This window comes from Pseudoalteromonas sp. AS84, assembly GCF_038900255.1.
In the GTDB taxonomy this organism is placed as follows: domain Bacteria; phylum Pseudomonadota; class Gammaproteobacteria; order Enterobacterales; family Alteromonadaceae; genus Pseudoalteromonas.
Genome location: NZ_JBBMQY010000005.1, coordinates 234,705 through 249,424 on the forward strand (window position 1 = coordinate 234,705; position 14,720 = coordinate 249,424).

Here is a 14,720-nt window from a genome sequence, read left to right on the forward strand (position 1 = left end):
TATAGGGCTAAATTGATAAATCGCAAAGTTTTGCGCCTGTAAATTAAAATTAATTGTGATAGCATGGCTGTTAGAAATAATAACAATACTCTTAATACCCAATACCGGGTTGTTGAGAGCTGATACTGAAGGAATGTGATATCAAATGACTGATCTCGCCAATGAAATTCTGCCAGTCAATATTGAAGACGAGTTAAAAAACTCCTACTTAGATTACGCAATGAGCGTAATCGTAGGACGTGCATTACCAGACGTACGTGACGGCTTAAAACCTGTTCATCGCCGCGTTTTGTTTGCAATGAACGAGCTTAGTAATGACTGGAACAAGCCTTACAAAAAATCGGCCCGTGTGGTCGGTGACGTAATCGGTAAATACCACCCACACGGCGACAGTGCAGTTTATGACACGATAGTTCGTATGGCTCAGCCATTCTCGCTGCGTTATATGCTTGTAGATGGCCAAGGTAACTTCGGTTCGGTTGATGGTGATTCAGCAGCGGCAATGCGTTATACAGAAGTACGTATGGCAAAAATGTCGCATGAGTTATTAGCCGATCTTGAAAAAGAAACGGTTGATTTCGTTCCTAACTACGATGGCACAGAGTTCATCCCTGATGTTTTACCTACGAAAGTTCCTAATTTATTAGTGAATGGTTCGTCGGGTATTGCGGTAGGTATGGCTACAAATATACCACCACATAACTTAACTGAAGTTGTAAATGGGTGTTTGGCACTTATTCAAAATCCTGATTTAACTATTTTAGAGTTAATGGATTATATCCCTGGTCCTGATTTCCCAACGGCTGCAATTATCAACGGTAAGAAGGGCATTGAACAAGCCTACTTAACTGGCCGTGGTAAAGTGTACATGCGTGCACGCGCCGACATCGAAACCGATGAAAAAACAGGTCGTGAAACAATTATCGTTCACGAAATTCCTTATCAAGTTAACAAAGCTCGCTTAATTGAAAAAATTGCTGAGCTAGTTAAAGATAAGAAAATTGAAGGTATTAGCGCGCTACGAGATGAATCTGATAAAGACGGTATGCGTATCGTTATTGAGATTAAACGTGGTGACGTAGGCGAAGTTATTTTAAATAACTTGTATTCACAAACTCAGTTACAAACTGTGTTTGGTATGAATATGGTTGCTTTAATTAATAACCAACCTAAGTGTTTTAATTTAAAAGAAATGCTTGAAGAGTTTATTATTCACCGCCGTGAAGTAGTAACTCGTCGTACCGTGTTTGATTTACGCAAAGCGCGTGACCGTGCTCACACGCTTGAAGGTTTAGCGATTGCGCTTGCAAACATTGACCCAATTATCGAACTTATTCGTAAATCCCCTACACCAGCTGAAGCTAAAATTGCCTTAACAGCACGTCCGTGGGAATTAGGTCATGTACAAGGTATGCTTGAGAAAGCAGGCGAAGATAATGTAGCCCGTCCAGATTGGCTTGCTGCTGATTTAGGTATTCGCGACGGTCAATACTATATTTCTGAGCAACAAGCTCAAGCAATTCTAGATTTGCGTTTACACAAGCTTACTGGTCTTGAACACGAAAAAATCTTAACTGAATATCAATCGTTATTAGAGCTAATTGCTGAACTACTTTATATTTTGGCGACTCCTGAGCGTTTAATGGAAGTTATTCGTGATGAGCTAGTTGAAATTAAAGCGCAGTATGGCGATGAACGTCGTACTGAGATTAATGCAGCGGCTCACGATATCAGCCTTGAAGACTTAATTACTGAAGAAAACGTTGTAGTAACGCTTTCTCACGAAGGGTATGTGAAGTATCAGGCATTGTCTGATTACGAAGCACAGCGTCGTGGTGGTAAAGGTAAGTCAGCAACGAAGATGAAAGATGAAGATTTCATCGAACGTCTTTTAGTTGCAAATACACACGACACGATTTTATGTTTCTCTACAGCGGGTCGTTTATATTGGCTTAAAGTGTATCAGTTACCACTAGCAAGTCGTGCAGCGCGCGGTAAGCCAATTGTTAACTTGTTACCACTTGAAGCAGATGAACGTATTACTGCTATATTGCCAGTACGCGAGTACGCTGAAGATAAATACATCTTTATGGCAACTGCATTCGGTACAGTTAAGAAAACACCATTAACGGCTTACAGTCGTCAACGAGCTAGCGGTATCATTGCTGTTAACTTAAATGATGGCGATAGCTTAATTGGTGTTGATATTACCGATGGTAGCAACGAGATTATGTTGTTCACTGATGCTGGTAAAGTAGTACGCTTTAAAGAAGCTGAAGAAACAACCGTTGTTGATGAAAACGGTAACCCAGTACTTGATGAAGAAGGCAACCCTGAGATTCGTTTCAAAGGTGTTCGCCCAATGGGTCGTACGGCTACAGGTGTTCGTGGTATTAAAATGCCAGACGAGCAACGCGTAGTATCGTTAATTGTACCAAAAACTGACGGTGCTATTTTAACGGTAACTGAAAATGGTTACGGTAAGCGTACACAACTTGAAGATTACCCATCTAAGAGCCGTGCAACACAAGGTGTTGTATCTATCAAGGTGAGTGAACGTAACGGTGCTGTTGTTGGTGCTGTTCAAGTTGACGATAACGACGAAATAATGATTATTTCAAATCGTGGTACCTTAGTACGAACTCGCGTTAATGAAGTTTCTACGGTTGGACGTAACACGCAAGGTGTTATTTTGATCAGAACTATTGACGAAGAGCAAGTAGTTGGTTTACAACGTATAGAAGAGATTGAAGTTACAGAAAGTGACTTAATTGATATTGAAGACGTTGAAACAGTAGATACGGTTATTGATGAAGTAGCGGATGATAATCCTCCTTCAGAATAATTGATATTGAAAAAGCGGCCTTGGCCGCTTTTTTTAATGTTGTTGAAAAAAATTAATAGAGTGTGAAATTATATTCATTCATTAAATTTTAAAGGTTTAGCGGATTGGTATTAAATGTTCATACTTAGTAGTTAAATTACTGGAATGAGGCAAAGGTAATGAGTAAATATAATTTTTGTGCGGGGCCAGCTATGCTTCCGCAAGCGGTTATGAAAAAAGCGCAAAAAGAGTTTCTAGATTGGCAAGACCTAGGTGTGTCTGTGATGGAAATTAGCCATCGTAGTAAAGAGTTTTTGGCGCTTACAGCTAAATGTGAAGCCAGCCTTCGCCGTCTAATGAATATTAGTGATGAATTTGAAGTGCTGTTTATGCATGGTGGTGGTCGTGGTCAGTTTAGTGCTGTGCCATTAAATTTACACCAAGAAGGCAAAACAGCGTTTTATTGCGAGAATGGCGTATGGTCGAAAAGCGCCAGAGATGAAGCGAATAAGTTCACTCAAACGTCTTTTACGGATGTCCGTAATGATGCAGATGGTGAGTTTTCAATTAAAGCCGTTGCTGACTGGGAATTACCAGAAGATGCTGCGTACATCCACTATTGCCCTAATGAGACTGTCGATGGCTTAGAGATTTTTGATGTACCGAGTCATCCAACAGCTCCGATTATTGCTGATATGTCTTCAACTATTTTATCGCGTGAGATAGACGTTAATAAATTTGATTTAATTTACGCTGGTGCGCAAAAAAATATCGGTCCATCGGGTATTTCAATTGTTATTGTTCGTAAAACATTACTTGAGCGCGAAGGTTTGCCAAAGCCTGGTATTTTAGATTACGCACTTGAAGCAAAGCAGGGCAGTATGTTTAATACCCCACCTACCTTTGCTTGGTATTTAGCAGCTGAAGTATTTGAATGGCTTGAAAGCAATGGTGGGGTAAAAGCCATGGAAGCACAAAATATTGCTAAAGCAGATTTACTGTATGATTTTATTGATAACTCTGACTTTTATTCAAATATTGTTGCTAAGCATTGTCGTTCACGCATGAATGTCCCATTTTGGTTAAATGATGAAAGCTTAAATAGCAAATTTGTTGCTCAATCAAGCGAAGCCGGTTTACTTGCACTTGAAGGGCACCGAATTGTGGGAGGCATGCGCGCAAGTATCTATAACGCAATGCCACTTGAAGGTGTTCAAGCACTTGTAGACTTTATGGCTGCATTTGCAAAGGAGCACAGCTAATGGAGCAGCTTCGTTTAGAGCCCATTTCACGTGTAAATGGGACTGTTACTCTGCCTGGCTCAAAAAGCTTATCGAACAGAATTTTATTATTAGCAGCACTTGCAAGCGGTACCACCGTTGTAGAGAACTTACTTGATAGTGATGATATTCGTCATATGTTGGGTGCTCTGAAGCTTTTAGGTGTAAATGTAACACTTAATGAAGAGCGCACTGTAGCTACTGTAGAGGGTGTTGGTGGTGTGTTTAAAACACCAAGTGAACCATTATTTTTAGGTAATGCAGGTACTGCTTATCGACCTTTGACAGCAGTGCTTGCGGCTGTAAGTGGCGAATATGAGTTAATAGGCGAGCCACGCATGGAAGAGCGTCCGATAGGGCACTTAGTTGATGCTCTACAAACACTTGGTGGCGATGTTACCTATACAAAACATAAAGATTATCCACCTTTAAAAATCGTAGGCGGCCAAATAAATGGCGGTGAAGTTGAAATTGATGGCAGTATTTCAAGTCAGTTTTTAACTGCCTTGTTAATGGCAGCACCTTTATTTAACGGCGATACAAATATAACTATTAAGGGTACTTTAGTATCTAAGCCTTATATTGATATTACGTTAGGTGTTATGGCGCGCTTTGGTATTGATGTTGAGCACAGTGACTATGTAACTTTTAACGTTAAAGGTGGTCAACAGTATCAATCAGTCGAGCGAATTATGGTTGAAGGTGATGCTTCATCGGCTTCTTATTTCGTTGCAGCCGCAGCGATTGCCGGTGGCGAGATAGAAATTAAAGGTGTTGGCGCTAAATCGGTTCAAGGAGATATAGGCTTTGCTAAAGTAATGGAGCAGGTTGGCGCTAAAATTGATTGGTATGATGAGCGCTTAGTTGTTCGCAAAGGCGAGCTTAATGGTGTAGATATAGATGCGAATGCAATTCCTGATGCTGCTATGACCCTTGCAACAGTTGCTTTATTTGCTAAAGGTAAAACTGCTATTCGTAATATTTATAACTGGCGCGTTAAAGAAACAGACCGTTTGTATGCAATGGCAACTGAGCTTAGAAAAGTAGGCGCTGAAGTTGTAGAGGGTGAGGATTTTATAGAAATTACTCCACCTGAACATTTTAATGATGTTGCTATAGATACTTACGACGATCACCGTATAGCTATGTGTTTTGCTATGGTTGCCGTAGGCGGAAAGCCAATAACGATTAATGATCCAAAGTGTACTTATAAAACATTCCCTACATTTTTCAATGTTTTAGCATCAGTCAGTGAATAAGCTATTTAGAAGTAATTACAAAAGTTACACACTAATAGCAGATATATTTTAATAACTGACGTATAATGTCGCGGTTTATTTAGGTGTGCATTGCAGGAGGTTTTAAATGCAGGCGTTATTAATGCCCGTGATCACCGTTGATGGCCCAAGTGGTTCAGGTAAAGGAACTGTTTGTCGCTTGTTAGCCGACAAGTTAGGGTGGGATGTATTAGATAGCGGTGCGATTTATCGCGTTTTATCTTTAGCTGCACTTCATCACCAAATTGCATTAGACAATGAAGAAGGGCTTGTCCCTCTTGCTGCAAATTTAGATGTGCAGTTTTTGGTAGATAGCCAGACTAATGCAGGAAAAGTTATTTTAGAAGGCGAAGATGTAACCACTACTATTCGTAACGAAGAAGTAGGCGCTGCAGCGTCAAAGGTTGCAGCATTACCTCGCGTTCGTGAAGCATTATTACGTCGCCAGCGTGCATTTCGTAGTGAAAATGGCTTAATCGCCGATGGTCGTGATATGGGCACTGTCGTTTTTCAAGATGCTCCGTTAAAAATATATTTAACAGCAAGTGCAGAAGAGCGTGCTCGTAGACGCTTTGTTGAGTTGAATACGCGCGGTCTTGATGTTACACTAAGTGGTCTATTACAGGACATTCAAGCTCGTGATGAGCGCGATATGAATCGTGCCGTTGCTCCGCTTGTACCTGCAGAAGATGCCATTGAGATCGATACTAGCGAACTTAATGCACAGCAAGTGTTTGATAAGGTAATAACTTTATTAGATATTGCAATCTCTGAAGGTAAGCTTCCTAAACGAAGCTAAAACACATTTTATGCGCCAGCAGGATGCCAGTGCTATTTTAACAACCCCATGCAGCATGGTTGCTTATTGGTATAATATATAGAGACGTATATTCGTATGTCAGAAAATTTTGCGCAGTTATTTGAAGAAAGCTTAAAGGGTTTTGAAGCAGAGCAAGGCTCTATCGTTAAAGGTACAGTAATCTCAATCGAGAACAACATTGTACTTGTAGATGCTGGTCTTAAATCAGAAAGTGCTATCCCTGCTGAGCAGTTCAAAAATGCTGCTGGTGAACTTGAAGTTGCTGTTGGCGACGAAGTAGATGTTGCACTAGATGCAATTGAAGACGGTTTCGGTGAAACTATTCTTTCTCGTGAGAAAGCTAAGCGTCACGAAGCATGGATCCGTCTTGAGAAAGCATGTGAAGAGCAAGAGACTGTTACTGGTGTTATCAACGGTAAAGTTAAAGGCGGTTTCACAGTTGAAGTTGATTCAATCCGTGCTTTCCTACCTGGTTCACTTGTTGATGTTCGTCCAGTACGTGACACAACTCACCTTGAAGGCAAAGAGCTTGAATTTAAAGTAATCAAGCTTGACCAAAAACGTAACAACGTTGTTGTTTCACGTCGTGCAGTTATCGAATCTGAAAACTCACAAGAACGTGAAGAGCTTCTTGCTAACCTTGTTGAAGGCCAAGAAGTTAAAGGTATCGTTAAGAACCTTACTGACTACGGTGCATTCGTTGACCTTGGTGGTGTTGATGGTCTACTACACATTACTGATATGGCTTGGAAGCGTGTTAAGCACCCTTCAGAAATCGTTAATGTTGGCGACGAAATCGCAGTTAAAGTTCTTAAATTCGACAAAGATAAAACTCGTGTATCTCTAGGCCTTAAACAGCTTGGTGAAGATCCATGGGCAGCTATCGCTGGTCGTTACCCAGAAGGTTCTAAACTTTCTGGTCGTGTAACTAATCTTACAGACTACGGCTGTTTCGTGGAAATCGAAGAAGGCGTTGAAGGTTTAGTACACGTTTCTGAAATGGATTGGACTAACAAAAATATCCATCCTTCAAAAGTTGTTAGCTTAGGCGACACTGTTGAAGTTATGGTTTTAGAAATTGACGAAGAACGTCGTCGTATTTCTCTTGGTCTTAAGCAATGTATTGCTAATCCTTGGCAGGAATTTGCTCGTCTACAAAACAAAGGCGATCAAGTTACTGGTAAGATCAAATCAATCACTGACTTCGGTATCTTTATCGGTCTTGACGGTGGTATTGACGGTCTTGTACACCTTTCAGACATTTCTTGGAATACACCTGGCGAAGAAGCTGTACGTGAATTCAAGAAAGGCGACGAAATCACTGCTATCGTATTGCAAGTTGACCCAGAGCGTGAACGTATCTCTCTAGGTGTTAAGCAAATCGAAGCTGACCCATTCAATAACTACCTTGATGCAAACAAAAAAGGTGCTATTGTTAAAGGTAAAGTGACTGAAGTTGATGCGAAAGGCGCAACTGTTGAACTTATCGAAGGCGTTGAAGGTTACATCCGTGTAGCTGATATCGCTCAAGAGCGCGTTGAAGATGCAACTACTGTTGTTTCTGTAGGCGACGAGATTGAAGTTAAATACGTTGGTGTTGATCGTAAGAACCGCACTTTAAGCTTATCTGTAAAAGCTCTTTTCGAAGCAGAAGAGAAAGAAGTACTAGAGAAGCTTAAGAAAGAAGAGCCAGTGTTTGAAAACGCAATGGCAGCTGCTTTCGCAAATGCACAAAAAGACTAATATATAATTAGTTTTTAGTTGGAAGGGCATTTTTTGCCCTTCCTATATCTCTTTTTAAGGAAACGCTATGACTAAGTCAGAACTGATAGAAACACTTGCGGAACAACACGCACACGTTCCAGTGAAAGATGTTGAGAATGCTGTAAAAGAAATTCTTGAACAAATGGCCGGCTCATTATCTACTTCAGATCGTATTGAGATCAGAGGTTTTGGTAGTTTCTCTTTGCATTTCCGCGCTCCTCGCACAGGTCGTAATCCTAAGACTGGCGACACAGTTGAGCTTGAAGGAAAGCATGTACCTCATTTTAAACCAGGCAAAGAATTACGCGACCGCGTAAATGAAAGCATTGCCTAGTTAACTTAGTGGAGTAGTTACTTGTTTAAGGTATTAAAAATTATTCTGGTTGCACTATGCCTTATCAGTGCATTTGTATTAGGGTCACAAAACCCACAGTTAGTACAAATAAATTATATTATAGCCAGTAATACATTACCTTTAGCTGTAATAATAAGTATCTGCTTTTTATTAGGTGTTTTAATTGGTTGTTTTATTAGCTTTAAATTGTTTTCGCAATTAAAGTGGCAAAACTACCGCTTAAAAAAGCAATTAGCGCCTGAAAAAGATAAAAAAAAGCTTGCCGCGAATAAAGACACCTAATTATGATTGAGCTTTTGTTTTTACTATTACCTGTTGCCGCTGGTTACGGTTGGATTATGGGTAAAAATAGTGCCAAAAACCAAGCTCATCAACTTAATCGTCAGATCACTTCTGAATACAGCAAAGGCTTAAAGTTTCTACTCGACAGAGAAGAAGACCAAGGCTTAGAGCACTTAATTAATTTGCTTGAAGTTTCAGCTGACTCTGTTGAACACTATTCTACACTTGCTACTATGTTTCGCCGTAGAGGTGAACTAGACCGCGCAATAAAAATCCATGAACTTCTTTTAAAACACCCAAGCTTAAATGAACAACAAGCTGCAACTAGCCGTTTAGAACTTGCCGAAGATTACATAATGGCTGGTCTACTAGATAGTGCAGAAGAGCACTTAGTTTGGTTAGTTAAAGCAGGGCATGTAGAAGCGCTAGATCCTATTATTACTTTATACTCGCAAACCCGTGAATGGGAAAAAGGCATCAACATGTTTGAAGCCCACAGCGAGCTATTTGCAAAAGAACAACAATTTAAAGCGATCGCTAATTTTTATTGTGAGTCGGCTTTAAGTGAAAATACACCTCAACTAATGAGAAAAGCGATTAGCTTAAATTATAAAGCCGTACGTCCGCTTTACGAGTTAGGGTTAGTTGCTTACGCGAAAGAAGATTACGTTAAAGCTATTTATTACTGGCGTGAGCTAGTATCACAATTCACTTTGTTTGCGCCGTTGTTTATTGATGAGCTAGCTCACAGCTATAAACAATTAAATCTAACGCATCAATTTCATGAGTTAGTCAGTGACTTGTTAGAGAAGGGTGGTGTATTAATTAAAATAAAACATTGCCAAGCATTACTTGAGCAAGGACACACTAAACAAGCCTTTGAATTTCTAACTGATAGCTTAAAACGTCAACCTACTATTCGTGGTTTCAGTTTTTTACTGCAATTAATGGGTGACCAAAACAAAAATACTAAAGAAGTACTTAACGAAATTGATAAGCTTGTAACGTCTTATATTGCTACAAAACCTGATTTTCAATGTCAGCACTGTGGTTTTACGAGCTACACCATATATTGGAATTGCCCTTCTTGTAAGCATTGGGAAACCATTGTTCCAAGTCGAGGCTTAGACGGATTTTAATAACCCCTTAAATAATATCGGATTTAACTATGATAATTTTAGCAAATTAAACTGAGAGTTTACTGGGTTGGAATTTTTTGATGTTGTGTCTATATAAATTTCTCTACACCTTCTCTCAAATTACCAGCTAGCACTATTGCATTAAATCTATTTAAACAATTACTTTATATCAATTCGCTTAATTAAGTGGTCTGTTTTGAGGTAAGAAAATTGTGTCGATAACAAGGCAAGAATTTCGTTATTTTATTGTTGTATATCAGAAATTCTTAAGCAGTTAGCGTCAAATTTAGTCCTTCAAATTGATTAAGTATTATTGCGGATTGGTATTATAGCCATACATTAGGATAGTCATGTCTTTCGAACACTCAAAAAAAATTCTTATAGCATTAGATTACGATGACCAAGAGGTTGCTTTAAACTTTGTTAAACAACTTTCTCCTGATACATGTCGTCTTAAAGTAGGCAAAGAGATGTTTACTTATTTTGGACCTACATTCGTTAAAGAGTTAATTGATTTAGGTTTTGATGTTTTTCTAGATTTAAAGTTTCATGACATCCCTAATACAGTAGCTAAAGCTGTTACTGCTGCGGCTAAAATGGGTGTGTGGATGGTAAATGTTCATGCTTCTGGTGGTTTTGAAATGATGAGCAAAGCTAAATCGGCTCTAGAACAGTTTGGCGATAAAGCGCCATTACTTATCGCTGTTACTGTATTAACAAGCATGGATGAAACAGAATTAAAGCGCTTAGGCGTTGATAAATCAGCTCAAGAGCAAGTTATATATTTAGCTAAGCTTGCAAAGGAAGCTGGGCTTGATGGCGTTGTGTGTTCTGCACAAGAAGCAAAAGCCTTAAAAACAGAGTTAGGTGAGAGTTTTAAGCTTGTTACGCCAGGTATACGTCCTGAAGGGAGTGATGCGGGTGATCAAAAGCGTATCATGACTCCTAAGCAAGCAATTGATGCAGGAAGTGATTATTTAGTTATAGGTCGACCTGTTACTCAGGCGGATAATCCCGTAAAAGTGCTTAGTGATGTTAATAAATCCATAGCGTAATTTAACAAAAAGCAGCAATATAGTGCTAAAACCCCTTACTGCATGTGTATTTTATGTTACATTATTAGTATTAATGATGTAGTAGGGGGTTTGCTTTGAAGTTATTATTAGGTTTCATAATTATTATTGTTGCGGGTTTTTCGGTAAATAAGTACGTCTTTTCTAATAAAGCATATGATGATGTTACATCAGTAACAGATATAATTTCGAACTATCCTATTAATATGTTCGATTTTAAACAAACAATGCGAGATTATGCACACCACCTGTGTTACAAAAATGAGGATACACTGATATCTCAGCATATAACGGTAACTGATTGCATATCTAAGCTTGATGATAAAAAAACAGAATGCGAAAAGAAGGTTTTTCGTTTGGCACCGCTTAACCTAGAGTCAAAGGGTGAAGTGCTTGATTATTCAAGGCAATATACGCAATGTACATTGCCTTATAAGTACATTCTAGGTTAATTACAAACAGATAATATTAGTAATTAAAGCCTATTATTTATGATTAAGATCTTAAGCGAATGGATTTCGCTTCAATATCTATTAACTCTTGTTTGAATAATCCACCAATTGCTTTTTTATAGTTAGCTTTACTAGTAGAAAACATCTTTTTAATCGCTTCAGGTTCGGACTTATCGCCTAATGGAATAACTCCACCTTCGTTTTTAAGTTTTTGCATAATAGTTTCACCAAGGTCACTTACTTTACCCATCCCCGGCTTTTCTAGTACAACATCAATTTTTCCGTCTTCACGTACTTTTTGAATGAACCCTTTAAGCTTTTGACCCACAAATAAGCTTTTAAATACCATATTGTAGAAAACAACACCAAAGTGCGATTCTTCAATTAATACCTTGTAGCCAATATCTGTTTTGCCAGCAACAATTAAATCCACTTCTTGTAAGTGCGTATACTGCGGCTCATCTTTAGATAGAAAGCGATTAAAGTTGTTTGATGCACAAATACGTTGGCTTGCATTATCAAGGTACAAACGAACTAAATATGAGTGACCTTCTTGCATACGTGGTTTTTGTTCGTTAAATGGGGTTAGTACATCTTTTTCAAGACCCCAATCTAAAAACGCACCAATACTATTAATTTCTTTAACGCGAAGCAGGGCATATTCACCTACTTGTGCGTGTGGCTTTTTAGTTGTGGCAGTTGCTAAGTTAGCGTTGTCTAAGAAGATAAATACACTAATGCTATCGCCCGCTTCAAGCTCATGTTTAATTTCTTGTTTTGGTAAAAACACTTCACCTAAATCATGACCGTCTAAGTAAGCACCTTCGTTACTCACTTCTTTTACAAATAATGTTTGTGTGGTTCCTAGGTAACTCATAATTATTCCTGCTCAGTCTTTTTTTTACGGCGCATTGGTGTATCGCCATCAATGTTCATTGGTGCTTTAATTGGTGCTGTTGGCTTTTTAGGTTTGGCTTTGCGTTTAAATACAGGCTTTTTAACAGCGGCGGTTTTTTCTTTAGATTTATCCCACGTTGCTTCAGGCTTTTTCTCTTTAATACCTTTAAACTTAGCTTTTAAACCTTCGACACTTGCAAATACAAGCTCATCGTTCAAAAACGATTTAATAGCTAAATAGCTTGCCCAGTCTTTAGGTCCAACAAGCGATAAAGCATTACCTTTAAAACCAGCACGGCCTGTACGGCCAATGCGGTGTACATATTCTTCAGCGTGTTTTGGCAAATCAAAGTTAATAACATGCGTTACACTTAGTAAATCTAAACCACGAGATGCAACATCGGTTGTGATTAATATTTTAAAGTTTTCGCGACTAAATGAATCCATTATATCTAAACGTTTATTTTGCGTTAAGTCACCTGCAAGCGCTACAGACTTAAAGCCTTTAGCATTTAGCGCCTCACTCAAACGACTCGTGTCAGAACGCGTTGCCGTGAAAATAATACACTGCCCAACATCATCTTGATTCAAAAAGTGCTCTAATAGCGCTTCTTTATGATCAAGATGATCGGCAAGGTATAACGTTTGTTTAATATCGCTATGTTGCTCGTTCGCTGCACTTAGCGTAATTTGCTTTGGCTTTTTTAATAGATTACGTGATAGAGCGTCTACTTGCGCATGGTCAAGTGTTGCAGAAAACAATAACGTTTGGCGTAAACGGTGATTAGCTTGCTCGTTAATCATTTTCAACTGCCCAGTAAAGCCTAAATCTAATATACGATCGGCTTCATCAAAAATAAGCAGTTCTAGCCCACTCAATTGTAAAGATCGTTTTGTAATGTGATCGGCTAAACGCCCAGGTGTAGCAACTACAAATTGTGGATCATTTCTAAGTGCTTTTATTTGGTCATTAAAGTTCTCGCCGCCAAGTATTTTTACGGCCTTAATAGCTGTGCCTGCAATTAATAAACGCAGCTGAGTAAATACTTGCGTAGCAAGCTCACGCGTAGGAGCAACAATAAGTACACGAGGATCGCGTTTACTGAGTGCTTTTTGTTTCATAACCCTTTGTACAGCAGGTAATAAAAACGCCAAGGTTTTGCCCGACCCAGTTTTCGACTGAGCGAAAATGTCATGCCCTGCAAGTGCGGTAGGCACTGCATGCGCTTGAATATCGGTGGGCTGGGTGATCCCTTGATGTGCTAACTGTGTTTCAAGGCGTGTATCAATCCCAAGATCAGTAAACTGCAATGTGTGTTTCTCCAAAATAAGCAAATTAAGTCTATAAATTTATCAGCGCATTATAGCTTACACAGATAGGTCGCTAACAGTAAAAACCAATCTATAGCGCTATTTTTTGCAATTAAACTAAAAAAGCGTAAAATACGCGCCCCATATGCGCCGGATTTACGATTCGGTAAATGCCAATTGTGGCAACTAAAAGCAAAATAGGAAATAAGATGACGGCAGTTCATAAAAATGATGTGACAAAGGACCACTTTGTAGTGTGTGCAATGTATAAGTTTGTGGCTTTACCTGAGTATGAAGCCCTTAGAAAGCCATTACTTGAGGTAATGGAAGCAAACGAGGTTCGTGGTACTTTACTTATTGCAGCTGAAGGTATTAACGGTACGGTTTCTGCTAAACGTGAAGGCATAGATAATCTATTAGCCTGGCTTGATGAGCAACCTAATTTAAAAAATATCGTAACAAAAGAATCTTACGATGATGAATGCCCGTTTTACCGTACTAAAGTAAAATTAAAAAAAGAAATTGTAACTATGGGGATTGAAGGTGTAGACCCTCTAAAAGTTGTAGGTAGTTATGTTAAGCCTAATGAATGGAATGCGTTAATATCAGATCCTGACGTTATACTTATTGATACTCGTAATGATTACGAAATAGAAATTGGTACTTTTCAAAACGCAGTCGATCCAAACACTAAAACATTTCGTGAGTTTCCTCAGTGGGCAAAAGAAAACTTAGACCCTGAAAAACATAAAAAAGTGGCTATGTTTTGTACTGGCGGTATTCGCTGTGAAAAATCAACTGCGTATATGAAAGAGCAAGGCTTTGATGAGGTATATCATCTTGAAGGTGGTATTTTAAAATACCTAGAAGAAGTGCCAAAAGAAGAAACAATGTGGGAAGGCGAGTGTTTTGTATTTGATAATCGTGTAGCGGTTGATCACGACTTACAAAAAGGTTCTTATGATCAATGTCACGCCTGTCGTATGCCAATTACAGAAGAAGAAAAATTAAAGCCTGAATACATGGAAGGTGTATCTTGCCATCATTGTATTGAAGAAGTAACGGATGAACAGCGGACACGCTTTGCTGAACGCCAAAAACAGATTGAGCTCGCGCAAGCGCGTGGTGAAGGCCACATTGGTAGCGAAGCACAGGCAGTTTTACAGCAACGTAAAGAGGCTAAAAAAGCGCAAAAGGATGCTCAGCGCGGTAAATAACATTTATTAATGAATACTTTTATTAGCCC

At 39.0% G+C, this 14,720-nt stretch carries 13 protein-coding genes; 11 read left to right on the forward strand and 2 right to left on the reverse strand.

Annotated elements, in window-relative coordinates; genetic code table 11:
- Positions 1–145 precede the first annotated feature (145 nt).
- From gyrA to WNY79_RS08055, 10 genes are all read left to right on the forward strand, one after another.
- A complete protein-coding gene (gene gyrA, locus WNY79_RS08010) occupies positions 146–2,845 on the forward strand; it encodes a DNA topoisomerase (ATP-hydrolyzing) subunit A (protein WP_024600253.1) in 2,700 nt (899 codons plus the stop codon).
- 158 nt (positions 2,846–3,003) lie between these two features.
- Positions 3,004–4,086 (forward strand): 3-phosphoserine/phosphohydroxythreonine transaminase, encoded by a 1,083-nt coding sequence (serC, locus tag WNY79_RS08015; RefSeq protein ID WP_024600252.1) that lies wholly within the window; start codon positions 3,004–3,006, stop codon positions 4,084–4,086.
- Positions 4,086–5,363, forward strand: coding sequence for a 3-phosphoshikimate 1-carboxyvinyltransferase (gene aroA / locus WNY79_RS08020; RefSeq protein ID WP_024600251.1), 1,278 nt, complete (start codon positions 4,086–4,088; stop codon positions 5,361–5,363). Before serC ends, aroA begins: the two co-directional genes overlap by 1 nt.
- Positions 5,364–5,469: 106 nt before the next feature.
- The gene (gene cmk, locus WNY79_RS08025; protein ID WP_024600250.1) at positions 5,470–6,180 is read left to right on the forward strand and encodes a (d)CMP kinase; all 711 of its coding nucleotides are present in this window, start codon (positions 5,470–5,472) and stop codon (positions 6,178–6,180) included.
- Between the two features lie 96 nt (positions 6,181–6,276).
- Positions 6,277–7,944, forward strand: coding sequence for a 30S ribosomal protein S1 (gene rpsA / locus WNY79_RS08030; RefSeq protein WP_002961176.1), 1,668 nt, complete (start codon positions 6,277–6,279; stop codon positions 7,942–7,944).
- A gap of 67 nt (positions 7,945–8,011) precedes the next feature.
- Complete coding sequence (gene ihfB, locus WNY79_RS08035) at positions 8,012–8,299, forward strand: integration host factor subunit beta (protein ID WP_007583054.1); 288 nt, start codon at positions 8,012–8,014, stop codon at positions 8,297–8,299.
- A 21-nt stretch (positions 8,300–8,320) separates the two neighbouring features.
- On the forward strand, positions 8,321–8,602 hold the full coding sequence (locus WNY79_RS08040) for a LapA family protein (RefSeq protein ID WP_024600249.1): 282 nt from the start codon (positions 8,321–8,323) through the stop codon (positions 8,600–8,602).
- Positions 8,603–8,604: 2 nt separating this feature from the next.
- Positions 8,605–9,741, forward strand: a complete 1,137-nt coding sequence (lapB, locus tag WNY79_RS08045; protein ID WP_024600248.1) for a lipopolysaccharide assembly protein LapB — start codon at positions 8,605–8,607, stop codon at positions 9,739–9,741.
- Between the two features lie 350 nt (positions 9,742–10,091).
- Positions 10,092–10,796, forward strand: a complete 705-nt coding sequence (gene pyrF, locus WNY79_RS08050; protein WP_342875593.1) for an orotidine-5'-phosphate decarboxylase — start codon at positions 10,092–10,094, stop codon at positions 10,794–10,796.
- Between the two features lie 95 nt (positions 10,797–10,891).
- On the forward strand, positions 10,892–11,266 hold the full coding sequence (locus WNY79_RS08055) for a hypothetical protein (protein WP_024600246.1): 375 nt from the start codon (positions 10,892–10,894) through the stop codon (positions 11,264–11,266).
- A gap of 43 nt (positions 11,267–11,309) precedes the next feature.
- Here the strand turns inward: WNY79_RS08055 and WNY79_RS08060 are convergent, their stop codons facing one another.
- The gene (locus tag WNY79_RS08060; RefSeq protein ID WP_024590152.1) at positions 11,310–12,143 is read right to left on the reverse strand and encodes a S1-like domain-containing RNA-binding protein; all 834 of its coding nucleotides are present in this window, start codon (positions 12,141–12,143) and stop codon (positions 11,310–11,312) included.
- 2 nt (positions 12,144–12,145) lie between these two features.
- A complete protein-coding gene (locus tag WNY79_RS08065; RefSeq protein WP_342875594.1) occupies positions 12,146–13,474 on the reverse strand; it encodes a DEAD/DEAH box helicase in 1,329 nt (442 codons plus the stop codon).
- Between the two features lie 209 nt (positions 13,475–13,683).
- Between WNY79_RS08065 and WNY79_RS08070 the strand changes: the two genes are divergently transcribed.
- Positions 13,684–14,691, forward strand: coding sequence for a rhodanese-related sulfurtransferase (locus WNY79_RS08070; RefSeq protein ID WP_342875595.1), 1,008 nt, complete (start codon positions 13,684–13,686; stop codon positions 14,689–14,691).
- Positions 14,692–14,720 lie beyond the last annotated feature (29 nt).

Bases quoted from the DNA above. Each gene is read 5' to 3' on its own strand.
- rpsA (WP_002961176.1), top strand. From the start codon at position 6,277: ATGTCAGAAAATTTTGCGCAGTTATTTGAAGAAAGCTTAAAGGGTTTT.
- ihfB (WP_007583054.1), top strand. From the start codon at position 8,012: ATGACTAAGTCAGAACTGATAGAAACACTTGCGGAACAACACGCACAC.
- gyrA (WP_024600253.1), top strand. From the start codon at position 146: ATGACTGATCTCGCCAATGAAATTCTGCCAGTCAATATTGAAGACGAG.
- WNY79_RS08060 (WP_024590152.1), bottom strand. From the start codon at position 12,143: ATGAGTTACCTAGGAACCACACAAACATTATTTGTAAAAGAAGTGAGT.
- lapB (WP_024600248.1), top strand. From the start codon at position 8,605: ATGATTGAGCTTTTGTTTTTACTATTACCTGTTGCCGCTGGTTACGGT.
- aroA (WP_024600251.1), top strand. From the start codon at position 4,086: ATGGAGCAGCTTCGTTTAGAGCCCATTTCACGTGTAAATGGGACTGTT.
- serC (WP_024600252.1), top strand. From the start codon at position 3,004: ATGAGTAAATATAATTTTTGTGCGGGGCCAGCTATGCTTCCGCAAGCG.
- cmk (WP_024600250.1), top strand. From the start codon at position 5,470: ATGCAGGCGTTATTAATGCCCGTGATCACCGTTGATGGCCCAAGTGGT.
- pyrF (WP_342875593.1), top strand. From the start codon at position 10,092: ATGTCTTTCGAACACTCAAAAAAAATTCTTATAGCATTAGATTACGAT.
- WNY79_RS08070 (WP_342875595.1), top strand. From the start codon at position 13,684: ATGACGGCAGTTCATAAAAATGATGTGACAAAGGACCACTTTGTAGTG.